The organism is Pseudomonas sp. C9D1, from assembly GCF_056491235.1.
This window is the reverse complement of sequence record NZ_JBSZIE010000001.1, coordinates 457,931-473,953: the sequence shown is the minus strand read 5'-3', so window position 1 is coordinate 473,953 and position 16,023 is coordinate 457,931. Positions and strand designations below refer to the sequence as shown.

17 protein-coding genes and 1 tRNA gene are annotated in these 16,023 nt (G+C 61.6%); 9 read left to right on the top strand and 9 right to left on the bottom strand.

What is annotated here, in order from left to right; translation table 11 throughout:
- Positions 1–931 precede the first annotated feature (931 nt).
- From ampE to ACXI0U_RS02210, 3 genes are all read right to left on the bottom strand, one after another.
- Positions 932–1,768: a regulatory signaling modulator protein AmpE gene (ampE, locus tag ACXI0U_RS02220; protein ID WP_316925354.1), complete on the bottom strand. Its 837-nt coding sequence runs from the start codon at positions 1,766–1,768 to the stop codon at positions 932–934.
- Positions 1,765–2,328, bottom strand: a complete 564-nt coding sequence (gene ampD, locus ACXI0U_RS02215) for a 1,6-anhydro-N-acetylmuramyl-L-alanine amidase AmpD (protein WP_350447885.1) — start codon at positions 2,326–2,328, stop codon at positions 1,765–1,767. The genes ampE and ampD overlap by 4 nt, the downstream gene beginning before the upstream one ends.
- 105 nt (positions 2,329–2,433) lie before the next feature.
- Positions 2,434–4,773 (bottom strand): DUF1631 domain-containing protein, encoded by a 2,340-nt coding sequence (locus ACXI0U_RS02210; protein ID WP_021221841.1) that lies wholly within the window; start codon positions 4,771–4,773, stop codon positions 2,434–2,436.
- Between the two features lie 321 nt (positions 4,774–5,094).
- On the opposite strand from ACXI0U_RS02210, the gene nadC reads away from it, so the two are divergent.
- Positions 5,095–5,943 (top strand): carboxylating nicotinate-nucleotide diphosphorylase, encoded by an 849-nt coding sequence (gene nadC / locus ACXI0U_RS02205; RefSeq protein WP_374979917.1) that lies wholly within the window; start codon positions 5,095–5,097, stop codon positions 5,941–5,943.
- A 61-nt stretch (positions 5,944–6,004) separates the two neighbouring features.
- Here nadC and ACXI0U_RS02200 read toward each other — a convergent pair.
- Positions 6,005–6,080, bottom strand: a tRNA-Thr gene (locus tag ACXI0U_RS02200).
- A 39-nt stretch (positions 6,081–6,119) separates the two neighbouring features.
- Positions 6,120–7,721, bottom strand: a complete 1,602-nt coding sequence (locus ACXI0U_RS02195; RefSeq protein WP_431483478.1) for a PglL family O-oligosaccharyltransferase — start codon at positions 7,719–7,721, stop codon at positions 6,120–6,122.
- Positions 7,722–7,982: 261 nt separating this feature from the next.
- On the opposite strand from ACXI0U_RS02195, the gene ACXI0U_RS02190 reads away from it, so the two are divergent.
- From ACXI0U_RS02190 to yacG, 6 genes are all read left to right on the top strand, one after another.
- Positions 7,983–8,396, top strand: a complete 414-nt coding sequence (locus tag ACXI0U_RS02190) for a pilin (RefSeq protein ID WP_431483477.1) — start codon at positions 7,983–7,985, stop codon at positions 8,394–8,396.
- A gap of 95 nt (positions 8,397–8,491) precedes the next feature.
- Complete coding sequence (gene pilB / locus ACXI0U_RS02185; RefSeq protein WP_431483476.1) at positions 8,492–10,195, top strand: type IV-A pilus assembly ATPase PilB; 1,704 nt, start codon at positions 8,492–8,494, stop codon at positions 10,193–10,195.
- A gap of 3 nt (positions 10,196–10,198) precedes the next feature.
- Positions 10,199–11,419 carry a type II secretion system F family protein gene (locus tag ACXI0U_RS02180; RefSeq protein ID WP_431483475.1) on the top strand — a complete coding sequence of 407 codons (1,221 nt, stop codon included), beginning with the start codon at positions 10,199–10,201 and terminating at the stop codon, positions 11,417–11,419.
- Positions 11,420–12,289: a prepilin peptidase gene (locus tag ACXI0U_RS02175; RefSeq protein ID WP_431483474.1), complete on the top strand. Its 870-nt coding sequence runs from the start codon at positions 11,420–11,422 to the stop codon at positions 12,287–12,289.
- A complete protein-coding gene (gene coaE, locus ACXI0U_RS02170; RefSeq protein ID WP_265167707.1) occupies positions 12,289–12,900 on the top strand; it encodes a dephospho-CoA kinase in 612 nt (203 codons plus the stop codon). The genes ACXI0U_RS02175 and coaE overlap by 1 nt, the downstream gene beginning before the upstream one ends.
- The gene (gene yacG / locus ACXI0U_RS02165) at positions 12,897–13,097 is read left to right on the top strand and encodes a DNA gyrase inhibitor YacG (protein ID WP_431483473.1); all 201 of its coding nucleotides are present in this window, start codon (positions 12,897–12,899) and stop codon (positions 13,095–13,097) included. Before coaE ends, yacG begins: the two co-directional genes overlap by 4 nt.
- Positions 13,098–13,100: 3 nt before the next feature.
- On the opposite strand, the gene ACXI0U_RS02160 is transcribed toward yacG, so the two are convergent.
- The 4 genes from ACXI0U_RS02160 to ACXI0U_RS02145 all read right to left on the bottom strand — a co-directional run bounded on the left by ACXI0U_RS02160 (position 13,101) and on the right by ACXI0U_RS02145 (position 14,996).
- Complete coding sequence (locus ACXI0U_RS02160; RefSeq protein WP_043244210.1) at positions 13,101–13,316, bottom strand: hypothetical protein; 216 nt, start codon at positions 13,314–13,316, stop codon at positions 13,101–13,103.
- 107 nt (positions 13,317–13,423) lie between these two features.
- Positions 13,424–14,110, bottom strand: coding sequence for an energy-coupling factor ABC transporter permease (locus tag ACXI0U_RS02155; protein ID WP_043244211.1), 687 nt, complete (start codon positions 14,108–14,110; stop codon positions 13,424–13,426).
- On the bottom strand, positions 14,107–14,574 hold the full coding sequence (locus ACXI0U_RS02150) for a hypothetical protein (protein WP_021221829.1): 468 nt from the start codon (positions 14,572–14,574) through the stop codon (positions 14,107–14,109). Before ACXI0U_RS02150 ends, ACXI0U_RS02155 begins: the two co-directional genes overlap by 4 nt.
- Positions 14,571–14,996 (bottom strand): GNAT family N-acetyltransferase, encoded by a 426-nt coding sequence (locus tag ACXI0U_RS02145; RefSeq protein ID WP_479549665.1) that lies wholly within the window; start codon positions 14,994–14,996, stop codon positions 14,571–14,573. Before ACXI0U_RS02145 ends, ACXI0U_RS02150 begins: the two co-directional genes overlap by 4 nt.
- A gap of 113 nt (positions 14,997–15,109) precedes the next feature.
- Here ACXI0U_RS02145 and ACXI0U_RS02140 point away from each other — a divergent pair, with 113 nt between their 5' ends.
- Positions 15,110–15,736 carry a DUF1780 domain-containing protein gene (locus ACXI0U_RS02140; protein ID WP_021221827.1) on the top strand — a complete coding sequence of 209 codons (627 nt, stop codon included), beginning with the start codon at positions 15,110–15,112 and terminating at the stop codon, positions 15,734–15,736.
- Between the two features lie 86 nt (positions 15,737–15,822).
- The gene (locus ACXI0U_RS02135) at positions 15,823–15,996 is read left to right on the top strand and encodes a DUF3094 family protein (RefSeq protein WP_021221826.1); all 174 of its coding nucleotides are present in this window, start codon (positions 15,823–15,825) and stop codon (positions 15,994–15,996) included.
- Positions 15,997–16,023: the final 27 nt, after the last annotated feature.

The window sequence follows — 16,023 nt, the reverse complement described above, 5'->3', positions numbered from 1 at the left end:
GCGGCGGAGTTGAGGAAGCCCTGGCCCAGGGAATAGGCGCCGATGGCGCGGCCCTTGCTGATGGCGGCGGTAACGGTCGGCGTAACGCCGGTGACCAGCTCGGCCACCTGGCGCACGTCGCGCTGGCTGTCCTGGCTGAGGCCTGCCTGGCTGGCGACCAGCTTGATGAACACCTGGGCATTGCCCAGCTGCTTCTCGATCATCGCGCTCTTGCTCTGCAGGGAGGTTTCCGTCTCGGCGGCCTGCAGGCCCTTGAGCATCTCTTCGCGCTTGTTGTTGAACTCGGTGACCTGCTCCGGCTCGGAGGTGACGGGGGCGAGGTTCTCCAGCGCACCCGTCAGGTCCTTTTCCAGCTTGCCGATGCGCGTGTCGAGGTCGCCGGACTGGCCGGACTGGCCGATCAGCGAGTTGATCAGCACCAGGTCGTTGAGGTTTTCCAGGTTGCGACGGATGCCCTGGCTGGTACCCAGCAGGTCGAGGCTTTCCAGCTCGGAGCGGGTACTGACGAACTGCTCGTAGGACTCGCGCACCAGGTAGAAGTTGGTGACCAGCATCGGCAGGAAGAACAGCACGCTGATCAGACTGAATTTCATGCCGAAGCTGAGGCGATTCATCAGCGCGATGGCCGGATACAACACGGTCTTCACAAGACGTCTCCTGTTTCCTAATTATTCTTATGGGTCGCCTCGGGGGCGGCCAAGGATCGCATCTGGCAGTGCGGCCGTCCCAGATCGTCCGACCTGTGGATGACAGATAAGGACTACCAATGCCGAACAATAATCGTGACGCATGTCACGAAAAAGCCGGCGAGGTTCAAGAACTGTGTACCTGATATCGGCGGAAGTTTCTGTAACTTAAGGTTAAGAAAGCCCCCTGAGCAGGAGCAGAAACGGTAGCGGCGGACCGGCGGTATTGCACCGCCGGCCATCCGTCAGAACAGCAGGGTCCAGACCGCGAAGCCCGCGTACCAGAGCACGGCGGCACGCACCAGCAAATGCCAGAGCGCGTCCAGGCTGGCCACGCCCGCCTCGCCGGCGGTGTCGTCCGGCAACTCACCGGCAGCACGCCCGGCGATGACCACGAAGCGCTCGGCGGCGATATCCCAGTTCAACAGCTCGTGCAGCAGCACCCGACTGACCGCGACGAAATTACCCACCAGCGAGAAGCTCGCGGCCAGTACCCGCACCGGCAGCCAGTCGAAGGCGTGGCGCATTTGCGCGGCGCGCTCGCGGAGGGCGGGCTCTTCGGCATGGTCGGCGGCCAGCGCCAGGAGGCGATAGGCCAGGGCCGCGACCGGGCCGAGCAGGAAGTACCAGAAGATCACCGCGAAGAAGCTTTGATAGGCCTGCCACACGAGGTGGCCCTGGACCCGCAGCAGCAGGTCGTCGCCCTCCTCCACTTCCAGGCCGAGGTCACGCTCGGCAACGTGGTAGGCGCCCTGTACGTCACCCCGGCGCCAGGCATCACGGAAGGAACCGAGGTCCGCCTGCACATCGCCACGCCCCAGGGCGTAGATCACCACCAACAGGTGCAGCGGCAAGGCCAGCCAGCCATAGGCCAGGGGTTGCAGCGCCATCAGCACCAGGGCCAGGAGCACCAGCGGCAACACCACCAGCAGGCCGAGCACCGCCCAGGGGCGGCCAGCCAGGCGCGGGTTGGCGGAAAGACGGGCCAGTTGGCGGAGCCAGGGCCCGTCCTGCTGGATGCGCTGGCGCAGGCTGGAGAACTTCTCCACCCACAGCACCAGCAGGAGAACCAGGAAACTCATGGGTGTACCTCCTTGTCGAGCAGGCTGGCGCGGAATCGCGCCCAATCGAATGCGGGGCCGGGATCGGTCTTGCGCCCGGGGGCGATGTCGCTGTGCCCCTGGATACGTGCCGGGGTGATGCCGGGGTAGGCGCGCAGCAGGCCCCGCGCGAGCTGGCCGAGCACGGCGTACTGGGCCTCGGAATAGGCCTGGTCATCAGTGCCTTCCAGCTCGATGCCGAGGGAGAAGTCATTGCAGTTCTCACGGCCGTCGAAGAAGGACTTGCCAGCGTGCCAGGCGCGCTCCAGGCAGGAGACGAACTGGGTGACGGCACCGTCGCGCTCGATGAGGAAATGCGCCGAGACCTGCATGGCGGCGATATCGGCGAAATAGGGATGCTCGTCGGCGTCCAGGCGGTTCTGGAAGAACTGCTGGACCTTGCCGGTGCCGAACTGCCCGGGCGGCAGGCTGATGTTGTGGATCACCAGCAGGGAGATTTCCCCCTCCGGGCGGGCATTGAAATTCGGCGAGGGGCAGTGGCGGGCGCCTTGGCACCAACCTGTCGCGGGGTCCGGCTGCATGAAGGGCTCCTTGGTTGGCGGACACTCTAGAGCAGGCCGCGCCCAGGGCCAAGGCCCGGAAACGACGACGCCCGGCAAGCCGGGCGTCGTGGGGGGAGCGATGACTCAGGCGCCCTTGAGGCGGCGCAGGTTACCGATGACCGATTCCAGCGCGCGGTCGAACAGCAGGGCATCGTCCAGCAGGCGGATGGCTTGGCGACGGAACTCCACGGCCAGGCCCATACGGGTCTTCTCCAGCACCTTCATGCCGGTGCGGTTGACGAAGATGTACTTGCCGGTGGGCTTGATGATCGCCGCCAGCTTGCAACGCACCTTGTGCTCTTCGTCTTCCTGGAACTCGACCCAGCTGCCGACGCGCAGGTTGTCGACGTGACCAAGCGCCTCGTCGTCATCCGGCAGGGCAGCATCGGGCTCGGGCGCACGGGTTTCGCCGGGGGCGAGCAGGACGATCTCCTCGACCACTTCGACCATCGTCGGCGCTTCGGCGGGCATGCCCACTTCCAGGTCGGCAGGCAGGTCGAGCAGAGGCATTTCGACTTCTGCGGTCAGGCTCTCGCCCTCCCCCTCGGTCGCCGCCGGCACGCTGACCGGCTCCGGCTCGACGCGCTTGAAGCGCTGGAAGGCCTGCACGTGCAGGGTTTCCAGTTGGCTGAAGAACTCACTGGTGGAGAAGGGATCGAAAGCGGCGCTGGTCAGCCCCTCGCGCAGGGCCTTGAGCAGCCCCGGCACCAGCTCCAGCAGGCGCATGCGTGCCTCGGGCGCTTCGTGGGACTCCACGCTCCAGATCAGGTCGTCCATGGTCGACAGGGTGGCCTGCCATTCCTCGGAATCGACGCCGTGCTTGAGGCAGGTCAGCAGCATGACCTTGCTCCAGGCTTCCTGCAGCAGGCGCACCACCACTTCGGGCAGGGTGCGGCCCAGCAGGCGCTCGTTCAGGGCCTGCTCGACCTGCTGGCGGGCCAGCTCGGCCTTGGCACGGCCTTCCTCGGCATCGCGGGTGCGCTGTTCCAGCAGGTCGCTGCGGCGGCGCTCGTCGCCGGTGTAGGCGAGGAAGTCGGACAGCAGGTCGGAGAAGATGGTCGGGTCGTCGACGAAGTCATTCAGCAGACGCAGCACGACCTGTTCGATGCGCTGGTAGAGGGCATCACGCTGGACATCGTCCTGCTCGTTCCAGCCCATGGCCGCCGAGGCGATTTCGTTGAGCAGGCGGCGCGCCGGGTGGCTGCCGCGGCTGAAGAAGGTCTTGTCCAGCACCGCGACCTTGAGCATCGGGATCTGCAGGCGGCCGATCAGGGCCTTGAGCGAATCCGGCAGGGAGCGGTCGTCGAGGATGAACTCGAAAAGCATCGACACCAGGTTGATGACGTCATCGTCCACCTGGCCCACGACACGGGACTTGCCACTCTTGGCGCTGGCACGGGTGAGCAGGTTGTCGAGCTGGAAGCGCAGGTCGACATCGCCGGCGTTCTGCACGGGCAGATGCTGTTGCAGGTGCGAGAGCAGGCGCATCAGGTCGTTGCTGGTGATGGGCACCGCATCGGCGGGCATCTCGCGACGCTGGCCGCCCATGCCCATTCCCACACCGCCGCCGGAGCCACGGACCTGGGAGAGCAATTCCTGCAGTGCGCCGAAAACTTCCTGCACGCCCTCGTCGGCGTAGGCGCCATCGCCCATCGCCTCACCGCCTGCGGCGGCCTGTGCGGAGCGGGCAGCACCTGGGGTGCGCCCCTGGGGACGACGGGCCGGTGGCGCGGACTTGAGTTCGGGAAGCACACCGGCGGTGATCAGCGCCAGGTTGGATTCGGCATAGAGCTGGTCGAGGTCGCTGAGGACGTATTTCTCGAACAGCTTGAAGATGATCAGCTTGACCTTGATCTCCACGCCCAGGCTGCGGCAGGCGTCGAGGAAGGCTTCGCACAGGGCGCGCGGGCCGAGCGGGTTGCTCTTGTCCTCGATCTTCTTGGTGACCAGGGTATTGAGGCGGGTGGTCAGGTGGCCGAGGGCGACGCCGTCACGGCTCATCACCTTGGCGACCATGGCATCCAGGGCGACGGACTCTTCCAGCTCGTCGTTCTGCACCAGGCTCAGGCTCTCGAACGACACCGCATCCAGCACCGGCGCCTTGCCGATCTCGTACTGGTTGAGGTTGGCGAAGGTCTCGAACACTTTTTGCAGGAAGCCGCGCTCGATGCTCTTGCGCTTGAGGCGCAAGTCGCGCATTGCCTCGAAGAAGGCGTTCTGCTCGGCGTTGCTGGTCGCACGGTCGGCCATCTGGAAGAGGGTGTCGTCCGCGTTGTCGAACAGCGCCTGCAGCGCTTGCTTCAGCTGTTGTGCAGCCTTGTCGCGCACCTGGATAAGTGCCACGGGCAGCCTTCCTACCGGCGAAGTTGGCGATTGCTCGGAGGCGCCCTTGTTCAGGGGCACCACGTTCGCGTCGGTCTGCATAGTGAATCTCCCGCAACCAGCGTCCGATCTAGTGGGCTTCGCTGGTTGCACAGCTATAAACGGGGAGTTATCCCTAACGTCAAGCTTCTGGCGTCAAATAGAGAAAGTCAGAATCATTATAGGGATACTCTCGTCGCAACCAAGGGGAGATTTCCTCCAGACATGAAATACGTCACAGATGTCCCAACCCTTTGTGGGACGACCTCTGACAGACCGTCCCATCCCCTGAATATCTAGCAGAAAGCCCAAGACAGTTGCCACCAGCGCTGTACCAGCGGTCGCCTGCCTCTATAATCGCGCCATTCTGCAGCGGAGCCTCCCATGCCCAATTTGAAACTCGCCGACCTGAGCGCGGAGATCGAAGCCAACGTCCGCCGGGCACTGACCGAAGACATCGGCAGCGGCGACATCACCGCCCAACTCATCCCCGAAGAGCGCCTCGCGCACGCCACCATCATCACCCGCGAGGCTGCCGTGATTGCTGGGACAGCGTGGGTCGACGCGGTGTTCCGTCAGCTCGACCCACGGGTGGCCGTGCACTGGCAGGTGGCCGATGGCGACAAGGTGCAGCCGAACCAGCCGCTGTTCCACCTCGAAGGCCCCGCCCGCGCCCTGCTCAGCGGCGAGCGCAGCGCACTGAACTTCCTCCAGTGCCTCTCCGGCGTCGCCACCCGCGTCGCCCACTACGTGGAGCTGGTGCAAGGCACCCAGGTGAAGCTGCTGGACACCCGCAAGACCCTGCCCGGCCTGCGCCTGGCGCAGAAGTACGCCGTCACCTGCGGCGGCGGCCATAACCACCGCATCGGCCTGTACGACGCCTTCCTCATCAAGGAAAACCACATCGCCGCCTGCGGCGGTATCGCCGAAGCCATCACCACCGCCCACCGCATTGCCCCCGGCAAGCCGGTGGAGATCGAAGTAGAAAGCCTCGACGAACTGAACCAGGCCCTGGCCGCCGGCGCCGACATCGTCATGCTCGACGAACTCAGCCTCGACGACATGCGCACCGCCGTCACCCTCACCGCCGGCCGCGCCAAGCTCGAAGCCTCCGGCGGCATCAACGACACCACCCTGCGCACCATCGCCGAGACCGGCGTCGACTACATCTCCATCGGCACCCTGACCAAAGACGTCAGGGCCGTCGACCTGTCGATGCGTCTGAGCATCTGACCCTTTCCTTTATATAGCGCCCAACAAAAAGCCCCGCCGAAGCGGGGCTTTTTGTTTGACCTGGTGCCGGAGACAGGAATCGAACCTGCGACCTTCGCGTTACGAGTGCGCTGCTCTACCTACTGAGCTACACCGGCGGCGGGGCGGAATTTAGCATTGAGGAGCGGGGCAGGCAATCAGCCTTGCGGTACGGAAAGAACAGAAAAATCAATTTCAGGGAATACCCGCTCAGCATCTGCTTTCGCTGCTAACAGCTGTTGCTCAGCAAGCACGCCGTAGTACAAGCGAGCATCCTGAGCGGTCTTCTGACCTTCCTCGACATCACCCATAGCGACCTGAACACACGCCAAGCGAGCCATCAACGGTGCGTAAGGCAGAAAGCGCTGGAAACGCTCAAGAACATCCCGCTCCTGTTGCAGCGTCTTTGGTGACAACTGGAAGTTGGCGAAGTAGATCAAATAGCCCGCCGGCTCCATCAAGGGATCCCGGATCATGGCATTCATGAAGGTGTATTCATTGGCATCAACAGGCGCTCTGACTATGTACTGTTTAAAGGACCAGTAAAAACGCTCGACCAGAGGAACGTATATAACCATCACCATCAGCAAAGCTGCACCGATGACAGATGCGAAAATTTTCCCCAACTTCAACGGTACTAAAACAACAGGCCTTGAGAGGCATCCCACCAAAATCAGATTCAGCACCAAAAAATGCATGGTCCAAAGGGGGAACTCGAAGAGGCTGTAGATACAAAAGACAGCCAATATGGATACCGGCAACTGTTTACTCTCAGACTGAAGCGCCTTCCAGCCAGAGAAACACAATGCAGCGACAACAAGCACACACCACAGCAACCCCATAACACCCAACTCTGTCGCAAGCTGAAGGATTGAGTTGTGTGAGTGAACAAAAAGCCCCTGAGGCGAGGCAATTCCTTGACGAATATGCTCTGAATAGGCCTCAGCTGCATAATTGCCTATACCAACACCAAACCAGGGATGATCAGCCAGAACGGCAAGGGCAACTTTCCACTCAAGTATGCGCCCAGAACTGTCAAGCCCTCTCGATCCAATGACGGACAAGCGGCCATCTTCCAGAGCCGGCGATCCGAATTGCGACAGCCAGGCCGCGATGCTGCCGCCGAAAGGCGCTATGCACAGCGCTACAACCAAACCTATTGACAAGGCAAAACGATAGCGATTGGCCTGCCGATCGCGCAGCCACAACACTACGACCAAGGCCAGCCAAGCCACCAGAGCAGAGCGCGCACCGGAAAGAACAAGCCCCGAGAGCATCAGCAACACAACGATCACAAACCAAGGGGTTGCGACCTTTCTGCGATGCCAGCACCAAGCACCACAGAAAAAACCAAGGAGACAAAGATAGGCAAAGTAGTTGGCGTGACCTATCAGCCCAACCATCCGACTCGATACCACATGGGGTATGAAAGCCGCCCACGCCCCCAGAAGATCCAGATGGCGGGCCCAGCCTACAACCACTCCCACCAATGCGCACCAGCAGAATATCCGGGCAATCAAGTCAACAACGTCGCAGCCCTCCCAATCAACCTGCTCGCCGACCAGGATCGCCATCCATCCCATAAGCCAGTAGACAAGATAAGCGGCCTTGCCCGCCTGAAAGGAAGCAGGGTGAAAGAACACGGAGAACAGGAAAAGAACGCCAAGCCCCAGCCAGATAAACGAACCTACCGAAAGCCTTAACGCTTGAACCCGCCAGAGCATGGCGACGGTAGCCCCCGTCACTGCGAAGGAACTCATAAGCTCCTCTATGTAATTAGGCAGGGGGTAAAGGTGCATTGGGTTGCTGAAAGAAACCGCAAGCAGTAGCAGTAGGAAGGCGACTGCAGGCCTTACATTCGCATCAGACATTCTTGGCACTCATTGACGTTTTTTGTCAGCCCAACCTGTATCTCCGGCCCCAGCACTAAGCACTGCAAGGTCAAAGAAGTTGGCAAGGGTCTTGCTTAGAGAATGGCAGCTGCCTGTGCAGTCGTAAACATCTACCTTGGAGAAACACGAATGAAAGCCCAAAAAGGTTTTACCCTGATTGAACTGATGATCGTCGTTGCGATCATCGGCATTCTGGCCGCCATCGCAATTCCGGCCTACCAGAACTACATTGCGCGTGCCGAGGCCAACACTGGCCTGCAGGCAATCGCCCCCCTGAAGACTGCTGTTGAGGATCAGTTCTCCCGTGGCGCTGGTGGCGCCTCTACTACAGTTGCAAACCTTGGCAGCGGCGCTACCGCCAGCCCGCTGGGCACCATCTCTGCGACCTTCACCTCCAGCGGTACCGGCACGCTCAAGTTCGTTTTCGATCAACAAGCCAGCCCACGCGTAAAAGGCTCGCAAATTACCCTGACTCGTGCTAACGACGGCACCTGGAACTGCACTTCTGACGTAGACCCGGCTTACAAACCGCGCGGTTGCTGAGTTAAAGCTTCAGAACAAGGCACCTTCGGGTGCCTTGTTTATTTGTGCTTCCCTATATGCTGTCTCCATACTCCAGCCATACGGACGATGCTTGAATGAGCGACTCAATTACTCTCACCGGTCTGGCTCGCCAGATTGTGATTGCTGACCTGCTTGATGAGAAAAATGCCCAACTGGCTCAGCAGCAGGCCCTGCGCAACAAGATGTCGCTGGTGACGTATATCGTTCAGAACAAGCTGGTGAAGAGCCGCCCACTCGCGGAAATCGCAGCTGAACAGTTCGGCGTTGCGTTCTTTGATCTGAGCGCCATTGACAAGGAGTCCCAACCCAGGGAACTGATCAGCGAGAAACTGGTTCGTCAGCATCGCGTGCTCCCACTGTGGCGCAGAGGCAACAAGCTCTTTATCGGTGTCTCAGATCCGACCAATCATCAAGCTGTCACCGATGTGCAATTCAGCACCGGCCTGACGACCGAAGCCATCCTGGTGGAAGACGACAAGCTCGGCGAAGCAATCGAGCGCTTCTTCGACTCAGCAAACAGCGGCATGGAAGACCTTGGAGATGTCGACCTCGATGGCGTGGACATCGAAAGTGTCGACGAGGACAGGGACGACAAGGGCACAGGTGCAGACGCTGACGATGCACCCGTGGTTCGTTTCGTCAACAAGATGCTGCTGGACGCTATCAAAGGTGGTTCGTCTGACTTGCATTTTGAGCCTTACGAGAAGAGTTACCGCGTCCGCCTCCGTACCGACGGCGTGCTGCATGAGGTCGCCCGCCCACCGATTCAACTGGCCAGCCGCATATCGGCACGCCTCAAAGTAATGGCCTCCCTGGATATCTCCGAGCGGCGCAAGCCGCAGGACGGTCGTATCAAAATGAAGATATCCAAAACCAAGGCCATCGATTTTCGCGTCAACACCTTGCCCACGCTGTGGGGCGAGAAGATAGTGATGCGAATCCTTGACCCCTCAAGCGCGCAGATGGGCATCGATGCGCTGGGATATGAGGAGTCGCAGAAAGAGCTTTATCTCAATGCATTGAAACAGCCCCAGGGCATGATTCTGGTAACCGGCCCTACTGGGTCAGGCAAAACGGTGTCCCTCTACACCGGCTTGAATATCCTCAACACCGTCGACATCAACATCTCGACAGCCGAAGATCCCGTTGAAATCAACTTGGAAGGCATCAACCAGGTCAACGTGAACCCTCGACAGGGTATGGACTTTTCCCAGGCCCTTCGAGCCTTCCTCCGCCAGGACCCCGACGTCATCATGGTTGGTGAGATCCGAGATCTGGAGACAGCAGAGATCGCGATCAAGGCCGCCCAAACAGGACACATGGTGATGTCCACGCTTCACACCAACAGCGCCGCTGAGACGCTGACGCGCTTGCGTAACATGGGGGTGCCAGCGTTCAACATCGCCACATCGGTCAACCTGATCATTGCCCAACGACTTGCACGAAAGCTTTGCGCCGCCTGCAAGAAGGAAGTGGAGATCCCTCGCGATACGCTGCTCAAGGAAGGCTTCCCGGAAGAGAAGATCGGAACCTTCAAGCTTTTTGGGCCCGTAGGTTGCGATAGCTGTAAAGGCGGCTACAAGGGAAGGGTGGGTATTTATGAAGTGGTTAAAAACACGCCTGCCCTGCAACGCATTATCATGGAGGAAGGCAACTCCATCGATATCGCGGCTCAGATGCGTAAAGATGGCTTCAACGATCTCCGCACTTCGGGACTCTTGAAAGCCATACATGGCGTGACGAGCCTCGAAGAAGTCAACCGCGTGACCAAGGACTAATCCATGGCGGAAAAAGCTTTCAAAACCACCCTGTTCAGCTGGGAAGGTACAGATAAAAAAGGCGCCAGGGTCAAAGGGGACATGAGCGGCACCAACCCCGCTCTTGTTAAAGCCCAGCTTCGTAAGCAGGGCATCAACCCCACCAAAGTCAGGAAAAAAAGCGCATCCCTTTTTGGCAAGGGAAAGAAAATCAAGCCTCTTGATATAGCCCTGTTCACTCGCCAGATGGCTACCATGATGAAGGCAGGCGTTCCCTTGCTTCAGAGCTTTGACATCATTGGAGAGGGCGTCGAAAACCAAAACATGCGAAAGCTGGTTGACGAGGTCAAACAAGAGGTAGCCGCAGGGAACAGCTTTGCAAACTCTCTAAGAAAAAAACCTCTGTATTTTGACGAACTCTACTGCAACTTGGTGGACGCTGGCGAGCAGTCCGGTGCTTTGGAAAACCTGCTGGATCGAGTAGCTACCTACAAGGAGAAAACCGAATCGCTCAAGGCAAAAATCAAGAAGGCAATGACCTACCCAATCGCCGTAATCTTGGTTGCCCTGATAGTTTCTGCAATCCTGCTTATTAAAGTTGTGCCGCAATTTCAGTCCGTTTTTTCAGGTTTCGGCGCTGAATTACCCGCTTTCACAATGATGGTTATTCATCTTTCCGAATTTCTTCAGACATGGTGGTTCGTCGTGTTGCTCGGCATGTTCGGAACCACTTTCGGCATCCGAGAGCTTCATCGCCGCTCAAAGAAATTCAGAGATAATGTCGACCGAGGCGTACTCAAACTACCCATCGTCGGCGACATACTCTACAAATCTGCCGTCGCACGTTACGCCCGTACGCTGTCCACAACCTTTGCAGCAGGGGTGCCTCTTGTAGACGCCCTCGACTCCGTTTCCGGCGCAACCGGTAACGTCGTATTCAAAGATGCGGTTACGAAGATCAAGCAGGACGTCTCTACCGGTATGCAACTGAACTTCTCCATGCGTACTACCGGTGTTTTCCCCTCCATGGCCATTCAAATGACTGCCATTGGCGAGGAGTCCGGCGCACTGGACACAATGCTTGATAAAGTTGCCGCCTTCTATGAAGAAGAAGTCGACAACGCCGTGGACAACCTGACCACGCTGATGGAACCCATGATCATGGCCGTTCTCGGCGTGCTGGTCGGCGGCCTGATCATCGCGATGTACCTGCCTATCTTCCAGCTCGGTTCGGTAGTGGGATAAGTGACAGTCATCGACTTCCTGGCCGGCAATTTGCCGGCCTTTGTTTTCTGCATCTTCCTCCTCGGCCTTCTCGTCGGCAGCTTCCTCAACGTCGTCATCTACCGCCTGCCGGTGATGATGTTCCGTGACTGGAAGGCGCAGGCGCGGGAGGCGTTGGAGCTTCCGGCGGAGCCCAAGGGCGATACCTTCAACCTGATCCTGCCGAACTCGCGCTGCCCCCATTGCAGTCACGAGATCCAAGCCTGGGAGAACATTCCCGTGGTCAGTTGGCTGGCCTTGGGTGGCAAGTGCTCGTCGTGCAAGGCGCCGATCAAGAAGCGCTACCCGCTGGTTGAGCTGGCGTGCGGCCTGTTGTCGGCCTATGTCGCCTGGCATTTCGGTTTCACCTGGCAGGCCGGGGCGTTCCTGGTGCTGACCTGGGGCCTGCTGGCGATGAGCATGATCGACGTCGACCACCAGTTGTTGCCGGATTCCCTGGTACTGCCGCTGCTGTGGCTTGGCCTGATCCTCAACAACCAGGGCATGTTCGCCACGCCCAGCGATGCGCTCTGGGGCGCGGTGGGCGGCTATCTCAGCCTCTGGTCGGTGTATTGGGTGTTCAAGCTGGTGACCGGCAAGGAAGGCATGGGCTACGGCGACTTCAAGCTGCTGGCGATGCTCGGTGCCTGGGGTGGCTGGCAGGTGTTGCCGCTGACCATCCTGCTGTCGTCCCTGGTGGGCGCGGTGCTGGGGATCATCATCCTCAAGCTGCGTGATGCCGACAGCGGCACGCCCATCCCCTTCGGCCCCTACCTGGCGATTGCCGGCTGGATTGCATTGCTCTGGGGTGATCAAATAACCGGGACCTATCTCCACTTCGCCGGTTTCTGATGAACAAACCCTGGATCCTTGGCCTTACGGGCGGCATCGGCAGCGGCAAGAGCGCTGCCGCCACCCACTTCGGCAACCTCGGCGTGCACCTGGTGGACGCCGATCACGCGGCGCGCTGGGTGGTCGAGCCCGGCCGCCCTGCCCTCGCGCAGATCACCGAGCACTTCGGCCGCGATGTATTGCAGGCCGACGGCCAACTCGATCGTGCCACCTTGCGCCAACGCATCTTCGAGCACCCGGAAGAGCGCCGCTGGCTGGAAAACCTGCTGCACCCGCTGATAGGCGAGGAAATCGTCCGCGACCTGGCCAGCGCCCAGTCGCCCTACGCCATCCTCGTCTCGCCGCTGCTGATCGAGTCCGGTCAGCACCGCATGACCCAGCGCGTGCTGGTGGTCGATGCACCGGAAGCGGTGCAGATCCAGCGCACCATGGCCCGGGACAAGGTGTCCGAAGAGCAGGTCGGCGCCATCCTCAAGGCCCAGGCCAGCCGTGAAAAGCGCCTGGAGGCGGCGGATGACGTGCTGGTCAATGACCGTGACCTCGAATGGCTGCAGCGCGAAGTCGAACGCCTGCACGCTTTCTACCTGACCCTGCGCGGAGGCCAAGCATGAGCCAGCCCATGACCGTCGAATGCCCAACCTGTGGCGCCCCCGTCGAATGGGGCCCGCAAAGCCCCAGCCGGCCCTTCTGCAGCGAGCGCTGCAAGCTGATCGACCTGGGGGCCTGGGCCGCCGAGGAACATGCGATCCCCGGCGACGTCCAGGAAGACGAACTCTTCACCAGCGACCTGACGGAACGGGGCCACTGAGCCTCAGGGGCGCATGAAGGCGTAATCGCGGTCGTCATCGAGGTTGTCGGCCAGGAAGCACAGCTCCTGGGCCAGATCATCGATGGGCCGCACCGCCTTGCTGCGCTCCACCACCTCGCTGAGCAGCGCCCGCAACGCCAGCGCCTCGCTCATCCCCGCACCACTGGCCACGGCCAGCTCCCGATCCAGCATCTCGCGCGCCCATTTGTGCATGGTCATCTCCCGCTCATCGTCTGTGAAGGCGCCATGATCGGTGCGCGGAGGGCTGTGGATAATTGACCGGGATCAAGCCGCCAGGCGTCATGCCCGCGGTGAATTCCCGACCATCACTTCGGCTCGTCGTCCTTCCAGGGCGCCTGCAGGTAGCGCGAGCGGTTGAAGGTCTCCAGCCAGTCCGGGTAGAACACCACCAGCGCCGTCACCGCGGTGCCGTTGATAAAGGCCTCGGGGAACATCACCAGCCAGAGGTAGCCGACGAAATCCTCCAGCCAGGGCGGCATCGGGAAGATTCCATCCAGCCAGAGCACGCCCAACCCCAGCAGCGTGCACAGCAGCGCCGCCAGTGCGGCGGGGAAGAAGCCGCAGCAGAAGATGTAGACGAAGAGGTTGCGCGGTTGATAGCGCTCCACCCAGAGGGCGCAGCACTCGGTCACCAGCACCGGCAGCAGCACCAACAGCGCGCCGTTGAGCCCCAGCGCGGCGAAGTCCTGGCGCCCCAGCGCCAGCAGGCCAAGCTGCGCCACCAGGCCGCCGAGCACCGCCAGCGGCCAATCCAGCAGCAGCGTCACCGCCGTCATGCCGATGAAGTGGTAGGAGACGCCCGAATCGAAATCTCGCCGCACCAGCCACAGCAGGAACAGCGCCAGCACGGTGCCGAACAGCAGGTGCTGGCGTCGCGTATCGCTGAACAGCTCGACCCAGGGCGCACGCCAGATCGCCCAAGCGATGACCGGCAGGTAGATCGCCCAGCCCAGGCACAGGCTGGTGGTGGAGAGCAACTGGGACGCGATCACTCTGCGGAGGACTCGAGAACGGCACGCAGCGCCGCGGCATCGGTGAAGGTCAGGGTTTCACGCACTACGCCACCTTCCAGGCGCAACAGCAGCACGCTGCCCGCCTCGGCCGGATAACGGGGCGCCACGCGGGACTCACGGTCCAGCATCACCCGGTAGTTGTAATCCCGCATCGCCGGCACCGCGAAGAGCTTGGCGATGACCGCCGGCATGCGGCTCACATCGGCGAGGAACACGGCCTTGCGCGCCTCCAGGTAGCCCTTGGGTTGCCCCTCCAACGCCGCCTTGACCAGCTTCGCGCCGTCCATGTCGCGGGCCACCAGCAACAGCCGCAGCCCGTCATCGAGGGTGTAAGGCTGGTCGTACTGGTCCAGCAGCGTCCAGGGCGCGAGCCGTGAACCCTCCTCCTGCGCCTGGGCAAACCCCATCCACGCCATCAGCAACACCACGAAAACCGCTTTCATTCACTCGCTCCCCTTGTGGAAAAAACCTGGATGTCCCCACGCTCGCCCCAGCCTTCCTGCGCTCGCCAGAAGGTCAGCGCCTGGGGTGCATCACGCAGGACGAAGACATGGGATTTGCCGATGCCCTGCTCTGCCAGCCGCGCCAGCACCTCATCGAGCATCCGCCGGGCCAGCCCGCGCCCGCGAAAGGCTTCGTCGACCACCAGGTGCTGCAGGTAGCCGCGCCGGCCGTCGTGCCCGGCCATCAGGCACGCAACCACCTCGCCCCCGGCTTCGACCAGCAGGCTCAGCCCGGGGTTTCGTGCGAGATAGGCGCAGAAGGGGGCGTACTCGTCCTCCGGGCGCAGGCGGATACCCGGCGTCCGGCTCCAGAGGGCCAGCAATCGGGAGTGGTCGGCAGGCGTGGCGGCGCGCAATGGCATGGGCAGGTTCCAGGGCAAGGTCCGGAGTTTATACCAAGGCCCGCCACAGGACGCCGTGCCCGTATGCCGCGTCGGGCTACCACAGCGAGGCGCGGCGAGGCTAAGCTCCGCTCATGGACGAATCCGACTACCTGCGCCTGCTCACCCGTCAGGCGGAACAGGCCAACGACTTCCTCTCCAACGCACGCAAATGGGAGCGCGAGCGCTGGGTCTGCCAGCGCCTGCTGCAGGCTCTTAACGTGCCCCATCGGCTGGAAGACTTCAGCACCGGCGGCGAGCCCCCGGATGTGCAGTTCCGCGATGCCGCCTTCGAGGTGTTCTTCGTCCTCGACGAGGGCCGGCGGCTCAATGATGAATGGCGCGCCGAGCTGGAACGCCGCCGCAGCGCCTTCTCCCTCGCTCAACTGGTGCGCCGCGAAGCCCGGCCCAAGCGCATCGCCACCGCCGAGCTGCAGGCCCGCCTCGCGCCAACGCTGCGCAAGAAGGCCCACAACTACACCGAGCGCGGCCTCGAGCTGAACGAGCTGGACCTGGTCGCCTTCGTCAACCTCAAGCGCTCGGTGCCCGATTTCAACAGCCCCTTCCCGCCGCCCACCGAATTCCTCCGCCAGGGCTGGCGCTCGCTGTCCATCGTCGGCTCCACCTACGCCCGCGTGCTCTTCGCCCACCCGGACGCCCCGGAATTTTTACGCGCCAACCTGGGTCGAACGGTGATCTTCGACGCCGGCATCGGACTGTGACGCGACAGTCGAATTATTCGCGCCGTCGATTGAGCCTTCTCGAAACACGCAGCTAGAATGAGCCCATTCCCCCGTCGAGGCTTACCATGAGCAGCCGCCTGACACCCGAAGACCAGCAGAAGGTCGACCAGTACCTGAATCTCCCCCAGCACCAGGTGGAACGCGAGCCGTTCAAGCCCTGGCGCCTGCTGATGATTCTGCTGGTGATGGTGGTCGGGCTCGGCATCCTCAGCCGCCTCCTCGCGCGCCTCGTGCTATGAGCAGCCTCCCCCGCTCGCCCGGCGCCA